The organism is Shewanella kaireitica, assembly GCF_023284045.1.
In the GTDB taxonomy this organism is placed as follows: Bacteria; Pseudomonadota; Gammaproteobacteria; order Enterobacterales; family Shewanellaceae; genus Shewanella; species Shewanella kaireitica.
This window is the reverse complement of the sequence record NZ_JAKIKQ010000001.1, coordinates 474786-491915: the sequence shown is the minus strand read 5'-3', so window position 1 is coordinate 491915 and position 17130 is coordinate 474786. Positions and strand designations below refer to the sequence as shown.

General features: G+C 43.4%; 16 protein-coding genes. 7 read left to right on the top strand and 9 right to left on the bottom strand.

Annotated features, from left to right (window positions below; genetic code table 11):
- Nucleotides 1-5: 5 nt before the first annotated feature.
- From L2730_RS02070 to cobA, 4 genes are read right to left on the bottom strand one after another with little or no spacing between them, the layout of a single operon-like run.
- A complete protein-coding gene (locus tag L2730_RS02070) occupies nt 6-1730 on the bottom strand; it encodes an SLC13 family permease (RefSeq protein WP_248973069.1) in 1725 nt (574 codons plus the stop codon).
- 2 nt (nt 1731-1732) lie between these two features.
- Nucleotides 1733-3172, bottom strand: a complete 1440-nt coding sequence (cysN, locus tag L2730_RS02065) for a sulfate adenylyltransferase subunit CysN (RefSeq protein ID WP_248973068.1) — start codon at nt 3170-3172, stop codon at nt 1733-1735.
- Between the two features lie 43 nt (nt 3173-3215).
- Complete coding sequence (cysD, locus tag L2730_RS02060) at nt 3216-4124, bottom strand: sulfate adenylyltransferase subunit CysD (RefSeq protein WP_248973067.1); 909 nt, start codon at nt 4122-4124, stop codon at nt 3216-3218.
- Between the two features lie 41 nt (nt 4125-4165).
- Nucleotides 4166-4981, bottom strand: a complete 816-nt coding sequence (gene cobA / locus L2730_RS02055; protein ID WP_248973066.1) for a uroporphyrinogen-III C-methyltransferase — start codon at nt 4979-4981, stop codon at nt 4166-4168.
- Nucleotides 4982-5397: 416 nt separating this feature from the next.
- Between cobA and L2730_RS02050 the strand changes: the two genes are divergently transcribed.
- The 4 genes from L2730_RS02050 to L2730_RS02035 all read left to right on the top strand — a co-directional run bounded on the left by L2730_RS02050 (nt 5398) and on the right by L2730_RS02035 (nt 9643).
- The gene (locus L2730_RS02050) at nt 5398-6342 is read left to right on the top strand and encodes a phospholipase A (protein WP_248973065.1); all 945 of its coding nucleotides are present in this window, start codon (nt 5398-5400) and stop codon (nt 6340-6342) included.
- 98 nt (nt 6343-6440) lie between these two features.
- Nucleotides 6441-7907 carry a S41 family peptidase gene (locus tag L2730_RS02045; protein ID WP_248973064.1) on the top strand — a complete coding sequence of 489 codons (1467 nt, stop codon included), beginning with the start codon at nt 6441-6443 and terminating at the stop codon, nt 7905-7907.
- A 67-nt stretch (nt 7908-7974) separates the two neighbouring features.
- Nucleotides 7975-8838 carry a PA4780 family RIO1-like protein kinase gene (locus L2730_RS02040; RefSeq protein ID WP_248973063.1) on the top strand — a complete coding sequence of 288 codons (864 nt, stop codon included), beginning with the start codon at nt 7975-7977 and terminating at the stop codon, nt 8836-8838.
- A 187-nt stretch (nt 8839-9025) separates the two neighbouring features.
- The gene (locus L2730_RS02035; RefSeq protein ID WP_248973062.1) at nt 9026-9643 is read left to right on the top strand and encodes a 5-formyltetrahydrofolate cyclo-ligase; all 618 of its coding nucleotides are present in this window, start codon (nt 9026-9028) and stop codon (nt 9641-9643) included.
- 26 nt (nt 9644-9669) lie between these two features.
- On the opposite strand, the gene ung is transcribed toward L2730_RS02035, so the two are convergent.
- A complete protein-coding gene (gene ung / locus L2730_RS02030) occupies nt 9670-10335 on the bottom strand; it encodes a uracil-DNA glycosylase (RefSeq protein ID WP_248973173.1) in 666 nt (221 codons plus the stop codon).
- Nucleotides 10336-10473: 138 nt separating this feature from the next.
- Between ung and L2730_RS02025 the strand changes: the two genes are divergently transcribed.
- The 3 genes from L2730_RS02025 (at nt 10474) to L2730_RS02015 (ending at nt 12002) form a co-directional block, all read left to right on the top strand.
- The gene (locus L2730_RS02025; protein ID WP_248973061.1) at nt 10474-11022 is read left to right on the top strand and encodes a type II secretion system protein; all 549 of its coding nucleotides are present in this window, start codon (nt 10474-10476) and stop codon (nt 11020-11022) included.
- 50 nt (nt 11023-11072) lie between these two features.
- Complete coding sequence (locus tag L2730_RS02020) at nt 11073-11606, top strand: prepilin-type N-terminal cleavage/methylation domain-containing protein (RefSeq protein ID WP_248973060.1); 534 nt, start codon at nt 11073-11075, stop codon at nt 11604-11606.
- Nucleotides 11607-11681: 75 nt separating this feature from the next.
- Nucleotides 11682-12002, top strand: coding sequence for a DUF3144 domain-containing protein (locus L2730_RS02015; RefSeq protein WP_020914077.1), 321 nt, complete (start codon nt 11682-11684; stop codon nt 12000-12002).
- A gap of 79 nt (nt 12003-12081) precedes the next feature.
- On the opposite strand, the gene L2730_RS02010 is transcribed toward L2730_RS02015, so the two are convergent.
- The 4 genes from L2730_RS02010 to L2730_RS01995 form a co-directional block, all read right to left on the bottom strand.
- On the bottom strand, nt 12082-12696 hold the full coding sequence (locus L2730_RS02010) for a LysE family translocator (protein ID WP_248973059.1): 615 nt from the start codon (nt 12694-12696) through the stop codon (nt 12082-12084).
- An 84-nt stretch (nt 12697-12780) separates the two neighbouring features.
- The gene (locus L2730_RS02005; protein ID WP_248973058.1) at nt 12781-14316 is read right to left on the bottom strand and encodes a S10 family peptidase; all 1536 of its coding nucleotides are present in this window, start codon (nt 14314-14316) and stop codon (nt 12781-12783) included.
- Between the two features lie 124 nt (nt 14317-14440).
- Entirely contained in the window at nt 14441-15910 is a 1470-nt protein-coding gene (locus L2730_RS02000) for an AAA family ATPase (RefSeq protein ID WP_248973057.1), read from the bottom strand.
- A gap of 82 nt (nt 15911-15992) precedes the next feature.
- Complete coding sequence (locus L2730_RS01995) at nt 15993-17129, bottom strand: HlyD family secretion protein (protein WP_248973056.1); 1137 nt, start codon at nt 17127-17129, stop codon at nt 15993-15995.
- Nucleotide 17130 lies beyond the last annotated feature (1 nt).

The window sequence follows — 17130 nt, the reverse complement described above, 5'->3', positions numbered from 1 at the left end:
AAAATCTAAAACGGGAACAACAGCGGCACCAAAATAATGACTATCGATGAGTACAATACCGATAAAGGTATTCCCACTCTTAAAAAATCGCTAAAACGATAATTACCCGCGCTATAAACCATTAGGTTAGTTTGATAACCGTAAGGCGATATAAAACTCGCACTTGCGCCAAAAACGACAGCCAAGATAAATGGCCGAGTATCGACGCCATAATTTAAGGCGATGGCGTAAGCCACCGGGAAAGCGAGCGCTGCTGCCGCATTATTGGTAATAAGCTCTGTTAGCAATAACGTTAAAAAATACACACAGACAAAAGCGGCAAAAACACCAAACCCATTGAGTGACGTCAAGATAAAACTAGCAATATCATTTGCTAGCCCAGTAGATAACATCAGATTAGCTAAACTAAGTGCACTGCCAACAATGACAACCAGCTCAATAGGAAAGCGTCGCTTTAATTCAGTCAAACTCACAGCGCCAATAGCGACATAGCTAATCAATAGTAGAATCAAACCTTTGATCAACGGTAAGGCACCAATGAGGCTGGCAAAAATGGTCAATACAAAACCACCGAGTACCCAGCGACTGCGCTTACTATCTAGACGAACACTCAAATCCAGACCACTTACCGCGACAAAATCAGCGGCTAATTTAGCGTTATGGCTGAAACTATCACCGGGAGTAATCAATAAAACATCACCCGCTTGCAGCTCAATATCACCGAGGCCACCTTTTAACGGGTGGTGTCCACGACGAATTGCCAATACAGCACCATCGAAACGTTCCCTAAACTTTGATGCCTTTAACGAGGTGCCAACAAGATTTGATGTCGGCGAAAGCACAGCTTCAATGAGATTCTGCCCTTTAGCTTGTTGCTTGCCAAACCATTCGAGACCATCAAACTGATGTAATAGCTCCACCGACTCCACTGCGCCACCAAAGCGTAGTATATCTTCACTTTGCAGCACCAAATGCGGTGGAACAGGGCAGATTCGTATACCACTGCGTTCTAATTCAACTAAGTAAAGCTTTTTCAATGCACGTAAGCGGTTATCCAACACACTCTTACCTATCAACTGCGACTGTTTAGCCACACGAGCTTCAAGCAGGTAAGGTAAGCTTTCCTCGGCACTTTCTTCCCGCCTGTCTGGTAACACATTGGCGAGCAATACCAGTAAACCGACACCAAGGGTGACGATCACTACACCAATCATTGAGAATTCAAAAAAACCTAGCGGTTCTAGGCCAGCATTTTCAACAAAAGAGTTCACAATTAGATTGGTAGAGGTACCTATTAGCGTTAAGGTTCCCCCGAGAATGGCCGCATAAGACAATGGCAATAATAACTTAGCCGGTGCGTGAGACTGATTGCGCCTTACCACACCAATTAAAGATGACACCACCGCCGTATTATTAGTAAACGAAGACAGCAGCGCGGTCGATAAGCCTAGCTTCGCCATAGTTGATGCCAACGAGCCTTGGCCTACCACTTGGCTCAGTTTGCCGAGTAACGAAGTTTTTTCTAGTGCTGCCGTCGACAAGATAATCAACACTAACGTCACTAATCCTGCATTGGTAAAACTTGCCAATGCAGTTTCCAACTCCACCATTCCAAGAAGATAGGTGGTTAATGCGGCTGTAAAAAATAGGGCTGCGGGTGTCCATACTCCAGCCATTAAGGCTACAACAAGGACAAACAGTATGCTCGATAACACCCACAGCTCTGACACGGCTAGCCCTCTAACTTGCTAATATCTAGCGCTTGCCAATGTGGGTACTGCTTACGGATCAATGCATTAAGCTCCAGCTCAAAATCAGTAAACTGGCTAGTAGCCTGCTTCGCTTTAGCTGTTGTTACTGCCATAACTGCGGCCACGGTTGCATTAGACAGCCTGTCGATTAAGATCATGCCACCGGTATCTCGGATCAAAGTGTATGGGTCGATGGCAATCGCTTCATTTAACTCAAGCGTTACTCGCGCCATGTCATTTAAACCAATCACCTCGCTATCTTTGCGCTCTAGTGTATTGATATCAACTAAATACTCAATATTCGCTACACTCGCTTGTAGCTTTTTACCGGCCACTTTTAGATCATATAACTGGCCTACTTGTAGCGGCTTTTCGTCCATCCAAGCGATATCAGCGCTCACCTGATTAGCCAGCGTGGGTGCATCTTCAACTTGTGATAATAGATCGCCACGAGAAATATCGATTTCATCTTCAAGTGTTAAGGTTACCGCTTGTCCTGCGATAGCCTCTTGAAGATCACCATCAAATGTCACGATACGCTCAACCTTACTGCGCTTACCTGATGGTAATGCCACCAGCTCATCACCGACTTTAATAACTCCTGAAGACAGTGTGCCAGAGAAGCCCCTAAAATCGAGATCGGGGCGCAATACATATTGCACAGGAAAACGCACAGGCAAACTATTGAGTTCGCGGCGGGTATCAATGGTCTCTAATAGCTCTAGCAAAGTACCGTCGGTATACCAAGGTGTTTGCGCACTGCGCTCAACGACGTTGTCGCCTTTTAATGCTGATAACGGCACATAACGAATGTCGATATCACCTAGCTGCGCCGCAAATTCAGCAAACTCAGCTTTAATGTCATTAAAAACTTTCTCGTCGAAATCAAGCAAGTCCATCTTGTTAATCGCAACCACAAAATGACGTAAACCTAACTGCGAAGCAATAAAAGCATGACGACGTGTTTGTGTTTGCACGCCATAACGCGCATCAACCAAAATGACCGCTAGATCACAAGTAGAAGCACCTGTTGCCATGTTGCGAGTGTACTGCTCGTGGCCTGGCGTATCGGCAATAATGAACTTGCGTTTGTCACTTGAAAAGTAACGATAAGCAACATCGATGGTGATCCCTTGCTCACGTTCGGCCTGTAGGCCATCAACAAGTAATGCCAGGTCAATCTCTTCGCCGGTAGTGCCCACTTTAGCACTGTCATTTTTTAGACTGGCTAATTGGTCTTCATAAATTTGGGCGCTGTCATGCAGTAAACGTCCAATTAAGGTGCTTTTACCATCATCGACGCTACCGCAAGTTAAAAAGCGCAGCAAACCTTTATGTTGCTGCTGTGATAAATATTCTTTCACACCTAAATCTTCGAGCTCTGCGGCTAAGCGGGTGTTGTTATTGACTGCTTGATTCATGAGTAATTCCTTTAAAATCTAATAAGGCTGTAACTTGCCGCGCTTAGAAGTAACCTTGACGTTTTTTGAGCTCCATCGAGGCACTTTGATCTGAATCGATAAGTCGTCCCTGTCGCTCACTTGAGCGGGTCAACAACATCTCTTCGATAATCTTTTCTAACGTATCCGCTTCTGAATGCATTGCCCCTGTTAATGGGTAACAACCTAGCGTTCTGAAACGCACTAACTCATCTTTAACCGTTTCGCCTTCTTCTAAAGGCAACCTGTCATCATCAACCATGATCATCATGCCATCACGCTCAACAACCGGACGCTTTTTAGCAAAATACAGCGGAACTAACTCGATACTTTCTTGGTAGATGTACTGCCAAATATCAAGCTCAGTCCAGTTGGACAGCGGGAACACACGGATACTCTCACCTTTATTAACAGCACCGTTATAGGTACGCCATAGCTCTGGACGCTGGTTTTTCGGGTCCCAAGTGTGGTGCTTATCACGGAACGAGTACACTCGCTCTTTTGCTCGAGATTTTTCTTCATCGCGACGTGCGCCACCAAAAGCGGCATCAAAACCATATTTATTCAGTGCTTGCTTAAGCCCTTGAGTTTTCATGATGTCGGTATGCTTTGCACTGCCGTGAGTAAACGGACCTACGCCCATTTCAATACCGTCAGGATTTTTATGTACTAGCAATTCAAAACCAAACTCTTTCGCCTGTGTATCACGAAAGGCGATCATCTCTTTGAATTTCCAATCAGTATCGACATGCAGTAAAGGAAATGGGATCTTTCCAGGATAAAAAGCTTTGCGTGCAAGATGCAGCATCACTGAAGAGTCTTTACCGATGGAATACATCATTACTGGGTTATCAAACTCTGCCGCAACTTCACGGATAATCTGGATACTCTCAGCTTCTAATTGTTGCAAATGGCTTAACTCTTTGGCGGCCATGCTAGTTCTCCGTCTTCTTGATTCTATTGTGCTAAGCACATCTATTTAATTTGTTTGTTCAAACTCAGATCACTGCTTGGGATATCTTGAGGCTTAAACCAGTTCAAGCTATCAGCCAACTCAACCACCTCACCAATAACCATTAGGGCTGGCATAACAAGTTCAGGGTCTGCTGCAAGCTGTTCAATATTATCGAGCGTGCCAACAAAGGTACGCTGCTCATGAGTTGTCGCTTTTGATACGATAGCAACAGGCGTATCTGCTGAGCGCCCTGCACCCAGTAAACCTGCTTTAATGATATTGGCGTTTAGGATCCCCATATAGACCACCAAAGTATTGTTCGGGTTAGCGTAGCCCTGCCAATCCATAGGGCGGCTTTCTAGTTGGCAGTGACCAGTGATAAAACTGACGCCCTGGGCATAATCGCGATGGGTTAGTGGGATCCCCGCATAAGCTGCGGTGCCGCTTGCGGCAGTGATCCCTGGTATTACCTCAAATGAAAGGCCCGCTTCAACAATCGTCTGTAACTCTTCTCCGCCACGACCAAAAATGAACGGGTCGCCACCTTTAAGGCGCACTACGTTTTTGCGGGTGTATGCTTTGGTCACCAACAGTTGGTTGATTTCGCTTTGTGCTGCACTGTGCTTGCCCGCACGTTTCCCCACAGCTATCTTCTCTGCTTTATTAGGAATAAGCGCCATGATATCTTCGCTAACTAAAGCGTCATACAGCACAACATCAGCACTTTGCAACACTCTATAAGCTTTGACAGTTAGCAGATCAACATCACCAGGGCCTGCACCTACTAGCCACACTTTTCCACCTGCGGCTTGACCCGGTAAAGTTACAATCTCCATCACGCACCCTCACTCTAATTTGATAGCCTGAATATAGCCGCCCTCTTATTCCATAATAAATAGAAAATTCAAAGCATTTATAACCTTTAGTTATTAAAAAAGTCGTGCGCATCATAAAATCAACATGCAAACATTTCTAAAACTAATAAAATCAAAAGGTTGAAGCATGCAACTGTGTTTCCCATGCTAAAGCAGCCAGTCAACGAGCAGCTATTCAGCACTAAGTTATTGCATTTGGATCTAGTTAGCTTGGCCAATATCAGCTTTTCGTCACAGCAGTGACTGCAAGTAATACGCTTTGACGGCATCATAGAGTCAGTTACGAGTTTGCTATAACTCTGTTAATAACCTCAGTTGCTAGGTAAACTTGTTCGCAAATTAAAAAAGCACAGTTTTAATCACTTTCAGGGAATGTTATGAACAAGCTAGGCGCACTATTTTTGTCTATTGGATTAAGTTGCACATTTGCATCAGTTGCCGACCCAGTTAAAAGCACAGAGCAAGCAAGTAGCAGCACTGAAGATATCGAAGTGAAGCGTGAAAAGTCACTGGTAGATAACCGTATTACCCAAGAAACAGAAACCGGTGACCGCCCTTATGTGATAACACCGCATAAGGTGAACTACATTCTTCCTGTGACTTACAACAGTTCACCGAATATGGAACCCTTTGCTCAAGAGGCCAAAGAGCACCCTTTTACCCTTGATAATTTAGAAGCTAAATTTCAAATAAGCTTTAAGTTTCCACTGTGGCACAATGTTTTTGGCGACAATGGCCATCTATTTGCCGCTTATACCAACCAATCTTATTGGCAGGTTTATAACAAAGATATCTCTTCGCCGTTTAGAGAAACAAATCATGAACCTGAAGTATTTATGTTGTTTACTAACGACTGGCAGCTAGGCCCTTTAAAAAACTCTTTTTGGGGGGTAGGTGCAGTGCATCAATCAAATGGTCAACCAGGCTCTTTATCAAGAAGCTGGAATCGTATTTACGGCATGATGGTATTCGATTCAGGGCCATTTGCACTCGAAGCAAAAGCGTGGTGGCGCATCCCTGAAGATGAAAAGGAAACACCGACATCTCCTCAAGGAGACGATAATCCAGATATTACAGACTATATGGGTAATATTGAATTTAGAGGTGTTTATGGGCTGGATGAGCATAGATTTACTTTGATGGTACGTAACTATGTACAAAAACCTAACTATGGCGCGGTTGAATTTACTTGGAGTTATCCGATCATGGGCAACTTACGCTTATACACCCAATACTTTAATGGCTACGGTGAAAGTTTAATCGACTATAATTCACATAACCAACGTATAGGCATAGGGATCTCGATTAACGACATTCTTTAGCTAGAAGCTGGGAAGTGTGGGTATAAATGCTGTGACCCAAATGGTTTTAAATGGCAGGCTATATGGCTAGTTAAGCCTGCCCATATCAGGGATTAGATATGGCATTGAGTGTTAAAAGTATCTTCTTTATCTTTGCAACTATGATGCTCATAAGTGCCGTGCAACTAATTAGGATCTCTTTTTTCCCACACAGCGCCTCTTATCAGCTAACTTCAGAGCAGCAAAAACAAGACATTCGACAATTACTCAGTGATATCAATCAAAAATCAGCTTTTGCAGCATTAGATCCACATCGAAAGCAGCACTTTAATTTGGTAAGCCAACGTTTGCTGCTCGCCAATCTTCCTAGCACCAACAGTGCTATATTCAAGATTCGTTTACAAGCTTGGCTATCGGAATTAAACGACCCTGCAGTTAGCGTCACGCTACCTAATAGTGCGCCTCGCTCCACTGTACTAACAAGCTTCAAAGGCGTGTTACACCATGATGGCAAGCATTGGCTTGCATTTATGTCGAAGGAGGAGCTATTTGATGAAGACTATCCATATCTTACCCATATTGACGGCTTGCCAATGAATCGGTGGGTAACCGCCGCTCAACAGTACATCCCTGATTCTTTAAAGCTTTCTTCGATAGAGCAAAGCCGCTGGATATCTCGCATTAACCAACTAAGGCTCCATATAGGCCTTTCTCTTTCTGATTCGGCTCAATTCACTTTTGCAAGTTCAGAAGGCGATAGCATTCAGCGTACCGTGAAATTAGCTCACTCCAACGATAATACTCAGCAAAGCGCTTTGCTTGGGTATAAACAGCCATCCTCTGAGCGACAAACTCTGATATACCCGGCAAATAATAAGTTTAAGAGTCATTTTTTTAAACAGCTTGAATCTAACACTAGCAATCCAATACAGTTGGATCTAAGGCAATTAACCTCAATAGATAATCGTCTTAGCCAGTGGATTAACGCTAATGTCGCGCCGAGCTACCTTCCCTATGACAGCGCCATAGGTTTGATAAAATACAAACGTTATCCAAGCTCTAATGCTGCCTCATTCTCAAGACAAGCATTCTCCTCATTGGATGAATTACCTTTTTTTGAGCAAACCCAACTAGAAACGGTAGGATTTAATAGTCAGTTTGATAACACACAAGATTTTAGCCAATGGCTTGTCCGCAGAACAGCTAAATATGCATACGTTACCAGTGAAAAAAAACAGCTGCATTTACTTGTCGACTCAAGCTGCCAACAAGAGTGCGAATGGTTGACATTGAGAGCGGCAAACTGGCCAAATGTAAAGGTAATAGGAGAGCGAACCCGAGGTAGCTTAAGTCCGCGTCATTCGGTGAAGTTAATGCAAAGCGGCATTAACATCAATTACAGTGCAGCATTAACTTATAGCGCCCAAGGTCGATTGATTTCAGGTGTTGGGGTCTATCCTCACATCAAACGGAGTGGATATGCTCTTAACTATTCAAATACTTCTGATATGGTTGCCACTGAATCCAAAGTTTCAATACGCTTATTAAGTGGCAACAAACGAACAAGCACTAAAAGACAGCCATAGGCTCATCTTTTATGATGAATTACCCACTTTTGTTCCATAGCTTGCTTAAGTAAGGTATAAGAGCACTATGAAAACCCCTAAACGACTCCAACCATTGGTTGATGAAGGATTAATAGACGAAGTTGTTCGTCCATTAATGAGTGGCAAAGAAGCTGATGTCTACATCGTAAGGTGTGGCGATGATGTCCGCTGCGCTAAAATCTACAAAGAAGCTGACAAACGTAGCTTTAAAAAAGCCGTCGAATACCGCGAAGGTCGTAAAGGCCGTAACAGTCGCCGCGCTCGAGCAATGGAAAAAGGCTCAAATTATGGCCGCCAAGAGCAAGAACAGGCTTGGCAAAATGCCGAGGTTGATGCGCTGTTTCGCCTAGCTTATGCCGGTGTGCGAGTACCGAAACCCTATGGCTGCTTTGATGGCGTATTGTTGATGGAGCTGGTCACTGACGACGCAGGCTATGTTGCCCCAAGACTGAATGATATTAGCCTTACAGCTGAGATGGCGACCGCACATCACTATCAAGTGATGAAAGATGTACAACGTATGCTCTGTGCAGGCCTTATTCATGGCGATCTCTCTGAGTTTAATGTACTTCTGGATGACAAAGGCCCTGTGATTATCGATCTACCTCAAGCAGTAGATGCCGCAGCCAATAATAACGCCAAGCGTATGTTACTTCGTGATGTAAACAATATGACCCAATACTATGGTCAGTTTGCACCTTCATTATTGAAAACCAAATATGCACAAGAGATGTGGTTAAAGTTCGAATCTGGTGAACTGTCACCTGAAAGCGAGTTAACCGGTGAGTTTATTGAGAGCGAGCATACCGCTGACATTAATGCAGTATTGGAAGAGATCCAAGCTGCATTTGAAGAGGAGCAAGAGCGTAAAGAGCGCATTAAAGATGCCGCAGAAGAGGATGAGTATTAGTACTTGTCAGTAAAACTTTCATTCTGCTCAATCAGCTATAGCCCAACATTTCATGATTGGGCTTTTTACATTTTAAATCTGCAGTATCTTGGAAAGTACAACTCTATCAAGATGAACTGTTAGCGATTGCGATTACCTTAATCAGCCCGTAGACTCAGGTTTATATACTAAAACTCAGTTCTATCCTATGCCAGTAACAGCAGATAACAACCAAGAAATTGATCCAAATAGTCCCAAGGCCATACGTAAGGCTGTGCGCACTGCTCGACGTAATTTGAGTTTAGAGCAACAAAAAGAAGGCTCCACTTTAGCGGCAAAAAGTGCGCTAGATAAACTCAAACAGATCCAAGTATCTAAAGTGGCGCTATATCTTACCAATGACGGTGAGCTCGACACAGCCCCTTTGATTGAAATGCTATGGCAGCATGGCATTGAAGTTTACCTACCTAGGTTACACCCCTTTAGTGCTGGCAACTTGCTTTTTCTTCAATATGATCAAAAGACAACTCTTGAGAAAAACAGCTTAGGTATTTGGGAGCCCAAACTCGATATCACTCAAATGATCCTGCCACACCAAATGGATGTGGTGATAACCCCTCTGGTCGCATTTGATGAAGTGGGTAATAGGATGGGGATGGGAGGTGGATACTACGACAGAGCCTTAGCCAATTGGCAAGCAACGGGTAAGCCCTTTCCTATCGGTTATGCCCATGACTGCCAACAAGTCAGCAAGCTAGCCCGTCAACTATGGGATATTCCGCTGCCATTCATTATCACACCATCGAAAGGCTACTCATTTGGTTAGCCTAAACTTGTGACGGTTACAGTGTTCTATACCTGCCAATCAATTGGTTGGCCGCCATGTTGTGCAATTAACGTATTGATATGAGAGAAGTGCTTACAACCAAAAAAACCTCGATAAGCTGACAATGGCGATGGGTGAGGGCCGGAGACAATTTGGTGCTGCTTAGCCGTTATCACCTTGCCCTTCTTCTTCGCATGAGCTCCCCAGAGTACAAAGATAATAGGTTGTGATTGTGCATTGAGATGCAGCAATACATTGGTAGTAAATGTTTCCCAACCCGATTTAGCATGAGAATGTGCTTTGCCTTGCTCAACGGTCAGCACCGTATTTAGCATCAACACTCCCTGCTCAGCCCAAGCTTGCAGATTACCATGGTCCGGCGTTTTAAAGCCTTCAATATCGGTCGCTAACTCTTTATACATATTGACCAGTGATGGCGGGATTTTTACCCCTTTTTGCACCGAGAAGCACAAGCCATGAGCTTGATTTTCACCGTGGTATGGGTCCTGTCCAATAAGCACTACCCGAACCTTTTCCAGCGGAGTATGTTCAAATGCAGAAAGCACCGAGGACTCATCAGGGTAGATAACTTTCTCAGCTCGCTCTGCGCGAACAAATGCCTCAAGTTCAATAAAGTAGTCTTGCAGTTTCTGCTGCTTGATGAATTGTTGCCAGCTTGATTCGGTAACCATAGCTCTGCTCATAAAAGTATCCCCCCCTATAGTAAAAGCTCGGCTTAATCCATGCAATCCATTAAGTAATTGTAATTGGTATTCAGCACCTAACCTGTTAAAATATAGCTTCATTTTTTGCCTAGGACGGCCAGTCAAATGTTGACTCCTTCATCTTCAAAGTCACAGTCTGGATTTACTTTAATAGAGCTTGTCGTTGTCATCATCATCTTAGGGATCCTCGCGGTTATTGCTTTGCCTAAGTTCATTAATTTATCTGAAGATGCGCAAGTATCGACAGTTAAAGGTACTGCAGGTGCATTTAAGTCAGGGCTTGATCTGTCAAGAGCGGTTTGGGCTGTAAAAGTGGGTAGTGGCCCCGTTGAAGACCTACCGGTATTTGGTACTGCGCAATCAGGTGAAGTTGACTTTAATGCTAATGGCTGGCCTGCACAGCACTATATTCATGGCAATGAGGCATCGCCCAAACTTGATAATGTAGAAGACTGTATTTCGGTCTGGCAGGTAATCTTTCAAGGTGATGAGCCTAGTGTATCTAATAACAATAATGCCGATAAGACGGACTATAAGGCAATCTATAGTGCTACAGCGACTTGTACATTTAACTATAGAGAAAATACCAACTTATCAATTCAATATGATTCTAATTTAGGCTCCGTTACAGTAGACTCAGATCCAAACAGTTAGATTAAGTTAAGCTAAACTCACTTCAGACAAACTGAATAACGGAACTATTCATGGCAGAAAAAACAACTCAACAAGGATTCACGTTAATTGAACTGGTTGTCGTTATTATCATCTTAGCTATTCTTGCCGTTATCGCTTTTCCCAAGTTTATCAACTTAAGACAAGATGCTGAGATAGCGACCCATCAAGCGACTGGTGGAGCCTTTAAAGGCGGTATAACCTTAGCCAATGTCAAATGGGCTGCAGCGGGGAACTCCGGACCTGTTGATAATTTACAAGTATTTGGCGGCGGGGCATCGGGCCAACTAGATATCAACCAATGGGGTTTTCCTGCACAAAATTATCCCCCCTTTGAGAGCAGCCCGCGACTAAATAATACCAATGACTGTATGTCTGTTTGGCGCACAGTACTCGAAGATGCTCCCATAGTATCAAACTCGGCGAATACGCCCGATGCAGTTTATCGCGCCGCTTATCAAGGCCCAGATCAATGTTTCTTTTATCTGCTGCCAGACCAAACTATGTCTATCTATTATGACTCTCGAGATGGCAGCGTTATTACCGATTCAGATCCCAATAGTTGATAACAATGGTTTATTAGCCGCTAATTTAAGATAGAATCAGTCATCTAAATCTCAATCATTAAGAGCATAAGCAGAATGTCAGAAGCTAAAAAAGAAACCACCATTTTTGAAATAGCCGATCAATTCATCGCATTGGCCAACGAACTTTCAGCAAAAGAGCAAGATGTCGGTAAAGTCGGCACAGGAATGCGTTTTGCTGCTGCTCGTTTCAATGCCTTTGAAGCATCATTAAAATCAGCTGATCTTGCCGCTGAAAAAGATAATGCACTAGAGTGGTTTAGCAATGAATTTAAAGAGATGTTGAAAGACAATCTTGAAGACCATATTAAGAATCCATCACAGCCTAAAGCTGAAGAGCCAGCTAAAGATGATTCTGTGCAGGTATTCAATTCTTAATGAATGCCGAAATGTAGCATAAAAAAGCCATCATTTCTGATGGCTTTTTTATTACTTAAATAGTACCTAATGCCGCACTCTATAGGGTAACCAGTACTCTTACCGCCAATAAAATCAATACAACCCCAGACAGCTTATCAATCAATGCAGCTTTCTCTCGTAATTTTGGCAACACTGCAGAGTGTGATAAAACCAGCGCAATAAGGGTATACCAAAGGCCATCCACCAGCAGAGGAGTTAACACAATCAACCCTTTTGCTGTCATGTTATCTGCGACCATGACAAATTGGCTAAAAAGAGCCAAAAAGAACAGCATTATCTTTGGATTAAAAAGCGAAATGGCTAAGCCATCACGAGCAGCCGTTAATGCATCTGTTGACTTACCAGCGGCCAACTTGTCCGACATACCACCTTTGGAACGTAAAGCTTGCACGCCCATATAGGCTAAATACAATGCGCCTATAATCGCAATACCATTAAAGACCATCGGGGCCTGTTTGAGCACTACAGCAAGCCCGAGTAGAGTCACCAAGGCATAAACGCCGATACCGATAGAATGAGCCCAAGCACAAATAATACCTTTACCTCTTCCACCACCAAGAGTATGCCTTACTACCATGGCTAAACTAGGCCCTGGAGACATAGCGCCTAAACAACAGATAGCTAGCAATCCTAGCCATGCACTAAAACTCATTATTCCCTTTACCTTTTACTACGTGATTTAAATAAAGAACCCCTAAGAGCTCAACTTTTCAACTAAGGTTTTCGTCATTTCCTATTACTTTTCAGGGTGATAAAATGCTCTAATATCTGTAGCTAATTGAGCCAAAGAATCAGGTTCAACATACATCATATGCCCTGCTGCATAGTAGTGCATTGATACCCTGCGATTGTCGATTCCATTATCGGCAAAAGTATTTTCAGTTGCGAAAAATGGTGTCGCAAAATCAAAGTAGCCGTTAGCAACGAATATTCTAAGATCTTTATTCTCTCGCTGTGCTCGCCCTAGCAGAGGGGCTACATTGACATAATGCATCTGTTTGCCACTGACATTCCAGTTCCAACCCCGATTGACCTCATAAGAGAGTACGTTAAACGGGCGAGTCATCTTAATCCCTAAATCTTTATAGATATAGTCATGTATTGCTGCTGTATAAGCGCCATCAATACCGTAGCCCGATGGGTCATTATCATTTCGCTCACCACCACTGTCGTAATCAACTCCTTTGTAACGGCTATCTAAGCGACCAACTGTCAGATCTTGATCTCGTAGTAACTGTTTAGTGTATCGACTCGCACTGACCCGTAAATTAACTCTGTCTAAATAGAACTCAGACAAGCCAGTAAAACGAGCCAATTGTTTACGGGTTGCTTGGTAAGTCGCATCGTCAAGTCGATTACCTTGCAACAATGCCAGCGCATAGTCTTTAATCGCAAATTGACGAGAGGCTTCAATAAAAGCCTCTAAACCCATGGCTTTATCTGCTGCACTGACTTTGTCATGATAAAAGGCAGTTGCTGCCATTGTAGGTAAAAAACCAATGTAAGGTTGGTTGTTACCCGGTTGATAACGCGCATGACTAAAATCAAGAATAGATGATATCAACATCACACCATTAATTGAGATATCAGTCCAACCGCCTTGTAACTCGTCAACAAGCGCTGCAGCTCGGGTGGTACCATAGCTTTCTCCGGCGAGATATTTAGGCGAGTTCCAACGTCCATGCTCAATTAGCCAGCGACGCATAAATTCTGCAATTGATTTAGCATCTTCCGTCACCCCCCAAAAATCTGCGCCCTTATTCTCTCCTAACGCTCGGCTAAAGCCAGTACCGACAGGATCTATAAAGACTAAATCTGATTCATCTAATATTGAGAATTCGTTTTCAATTAACGGGTAAGGTGCTGCGCCATCATCAGTTGCATCACCAGGAACCACTACACGCTTAGGGCCGAAAAGCCCCATGTGCAGCCAAAGTGATGCTGAGCCTGGGCCACCATTGAAGACAAACGTAACAGGTCGTTTATCACTGTTTTTAACATCGGTACGTAGATAACTGATTGAAAAAATACTCGCTAATGGCAAGCCTTTGCTATCTTCTAAAATTGTTTCGCCCGCAATTGCTTGGTAGTTAATTTTGTTATCATTTATCCGTGCTCGATGCTCAGTCACGACAACTTCAGGCTCAACTTTAGCCGCTGCAGATGGACTTTCTGCTGCAGTAACACTGCAAACAGAGAGTGTTGATAACAAAATAAAGCCAACCGTAATGGCTCGCTTAACGCTATTTTTTATATTGGTGAAAAGAAGCATTCTCGTCCTTTAATACTGTCCACAGTACTTATTGTTATTTTAAGCGATCAGCTTACAAACTCTTTTACAACAGCGCAAAGTATCAATTGCAAACAGATCTTTCAGGCAGAGACTCTACTCATTATTATCGATGTGCGTTAACGGTTCGCTCCTTCGCCCATTGCCGTAATCCAACTAAATTTTCTCTCATAATGACCGACAATGGCTGGGTATTAAGTAACTCAGCTAGAAGCAATTGTTGATCCACAATTTGGTTAGTTGCTCTAGCTGTATATGTCGCCGATATTACCGCTTGCTCTATTTCAGCGCCGGAGAAACCTTCACTTGCCAGTGAAAGAGCTGCGAGGTCAAAGAGGTTCATATTCAATCCGCGCTTATTCCCATGGATAAGAAATATTGCTCGGCGGATCTCATCATCAGGAAGATCGACAAAGAAAATCTCATCCATTCTACCTTTACGCATTAACTCCGGTGGCAGTGCACTGATGTCATTTGCCGTCGCAACTAAAAAGACCTCAGACTGTCTTTCTGCCATCCAGGTAAGTACGGTGCCTAATATTCGTTTAGAAGTACCATCATCGCTACCGCCACTGCTTAGGCCTTTTTCTATTTCATCAATCCATAACACACAGGGTGACATAAGGTCTGCAAGCTCGAGTGCTTGACGAAGGTTCTTCTCCGTCTCACCAATATACTTGTTATACAGCGCCGCCATATCAAGTTTTAGTAACGGCCTTTGCCATAAGCCTGCAACCGCCTTCGCGGCCAAGCTTTTACCGCTTCCTTGTACTCCAAGTAGCAAGATACCTTTAGGGCTTTCAATGCTTCCCGATTGTTCTAATTGCGGTTTACGATGCTGCAGCCACTGCTTGAGATTATGTAAACCTGCAACTTGTGAAAAATCGCTAGTGTCATATTCAAACTGCAACACTCCATCCATATTAAGCAGTTCAAACTTACCTTTATTAACCAGGTCTATATCAGAGTGAGTTATCGCTCCGTCATCAACAATCGCTTTATGGGCTAAGCGGCGCGCATCGTCAAATGTCACCCCACGAAGATTATCTGCCAACTTTAGTGCTGCCGATTCATCCACTTCAATGTGCAAGCCTTGCTGATTAGCTTGCCTGACCTGCTGCTGAATAATATTAAGAAGCTGAGTGCTATTTGGTAGCGATAATCTAAAATGGGCACAATAACGTTTGATCTCCGCAGGTATATCAAAAGCATGGCTAATTAAGATAATTGTATGCTTTAACGATTCATACTCTAGTGCAATCTCTTTTAGTAACCGGATATTTTTCGGTTCATCAATGACGAATGGGTGAAAATCGCAAAGGGCATAAATACCTCCCTGAGGCGTAGATTTTATCTGCCCTAATATATCTGCAGGTTCACTGTTAAACTTTTGCACACCTAGCTGCCTATCAACCCGAGATAAGCCTTTAGTGATGCTCCAGCTAAATAATGGTTGATATAAAACTTGCGACACCCTTTTTAGTAAATCTAGAACTCGATATTCTTCATAGGTTTCGATAATCACTATAGGAGTGTTGGAACGTAAAATCGCAGTTAAATCCCTTATATCTTGCATGTTTTACAGCCTTCATTATCAAATTTCACTAACAATAAAGGGACCTGATGCGGTCCCTTTATTAAACTCTATAATATTACTTTTAATGGAATAAGTAGTTGAGCCAACCCTGCATTCTCAATAAGACTTTACGCATAATTGCCACATGGGCAAAATGTTCAGTATAGATCGCGATATGTCCTGAGACCCCAGCGGGGAACTGAGTCAAGATATCTTTATCCTCGAGATCAATCACGACAATAGAACGTCCGCGTAGCATCATAACGTTAGCGGTAATGAGTCGACCGCCAGACTGAATTTCACCTTCAGCCATAGCAGGTAAAACTTGAGCGACTTTTCCTTTAAATACTACCCCTGGTGCTCCGTCTAAAATAACTTCAGCTTCATCTCCCTTTTTCAGCCTTAATAGCGAGTTCTGCCAAAATGCACCAGCAAATGTCCGGTCTTCATCTGGAATAAAGCTCAACAATGATCTTAACGGCATAGGAACCGCGACTATTCCTGGTCGCAGTGCCATCTGTGTCACCATGCCATCAGCAGGCGCTCGCACCACGGTTTGCTCAAGGTCAAACAACGCTTTTTCAAGTTCTCCCTGAATTCCTGCAACTTTAGTATTTACCCCGTCAACGTTAGACTCGTATGCCAATTTTACACGTAACTCCTCAGCATGCGCCGCTGTAAGTTGCGCTTGTGAGGCTAAATAGAGCTGACGCTTGTTGTCCAGTTCTAGCTCTGTAAATGGTGAGTTAGCACCACCTCGTTTACGGCCTTTTTCATAACGATCAAATGCTGACTTGGTCCTATCTCTATCAGCTTCAGCTCTCGTCACTGCAGCCTTAGCTGTTTCCCAAGCAGCCTCCAATTGAGGCACTTCGAGTTCGGCAGCAACCAATGCTGCCCGCTTTTGCTTCACAATAGCAGCGTAACCTGTTGCATCTAATTTAAATAGAACATCGCCCTTTTTAATAGGAGTATTAGGCTCAACTTCAACAGAAACAACCACACCTCTAACTAAGGGATTTATTGGGGTAGTGACAAATACATCCTTAGCGAACGGGGTATAAGGATGGTTATAGTTCATTAATAAAATCAAGGCGCCGACAATAAAAATACCGCCCAAAATAGCAGTGGGAACCGTCCATTTTGTTAATGGGATTTTAAATATCTTGAAAATAGCGATACACACAGCGGTGTAGGTTAGAACCAGTAGTAAATCCATA

Coding starts and splice junctions, on each gene's coding strand:
- ung (WP_248973173.1), bottom strand. CDS start 10,335: ATGGTTACCGAATCAAGCTGGCAACAATTCATCAAGCAGCAGAAACTG.
- L2730_RS02010 (WP_248973059.1), bottom strand. CDS start 12,696: ATGAGTTTTAGTGCATGGCTAGGATTGCTAGCTATCTGTTGTTTAGGC.
- L2730_RS02050 (WP_248973065.1), top strand. CDS start 5,398: ATGAACAAGCTAGGCGCACTATTTTTGTCTATTGGATTAAGTTGCACA.
- L2730_RS02015 (WP_020914077.1), top strand. CDS start 11,682: ATGTCAGAAGCTAAAAAAGAAACCACCATTTTTGAAATAGCCGATCAA.
- L2730_RS02040 (WP_248973063.1), top strand. CDS start 7,975: ATGAAAACCCCTAAACGACTCCAACCATTGGTTGATGAAGGATTAATA.
- L2730_RS02005 (WP_248973058.1), bottom strand. CDS start 14,316: ATGCTTCTTTTCACCAATATAAAAAATAGCGTTAAGCGAGCCATTACG.
- L2730_RS02025 (WP_248973061.1), top strand. CDS start 10,474: ATGTTGACTCCTTCATCTTCAAAGTCACAGTCTGGATTTACTTTAATA.
- cysD (WP_248973067.1), bottom strand. CDS start 4,124: ATGGCCGCCAAAGAGTTAAGCCATTTGCAACAATTAGAAGCTGAGAGT.
- L2730_RS02020 (WP_248973060.1), top strand. CDS start 11,073: ATGGCAGAAAAAACAACTCAACAAGGATTCACGTTAATTGAACTGGTT.
- L2730_RS02045 (WP_248973064.1), top strand. CDS start 6,441: ATGGCATTGAGTGTTAAAAGTATCTTCTTTATCTTTGCAACTATGATG.
- cobA (WP_248973066.1), bottom strand. CDS start 4,981: ATGGAGATTGTAACTTTACCGGGTCAAGCCGCAGGTGGAAAAGTGTGG.
- cysN (WP_248973068.1), bottom strand. CDS start 3,172: ATGAATCAAGCAGTCAATAACAACACCCGCTTAGCCGCAGAGCTCGAA.
- L2730_RS01995 (WP_248973056.1), bottom strand. CDS start 17,129: ATGGATTTACTACTGGTTCTAACCTACACCGCTGTGTGTATCGCTATT.
- L2730_RS02035 (WP_248973062.1), top strand. CDS start 9,026: ATGCCAGTAACAGCAGATAACAACCAAGAAATTGATCCAAATAGTCCC.
- L2730_RS02000 (WP_248973057.1), bottom strand. CDS start 15,910: ATGCAAGATATAAGGGATTTAACTGCGATTTTACGTTCCAACACTCCT.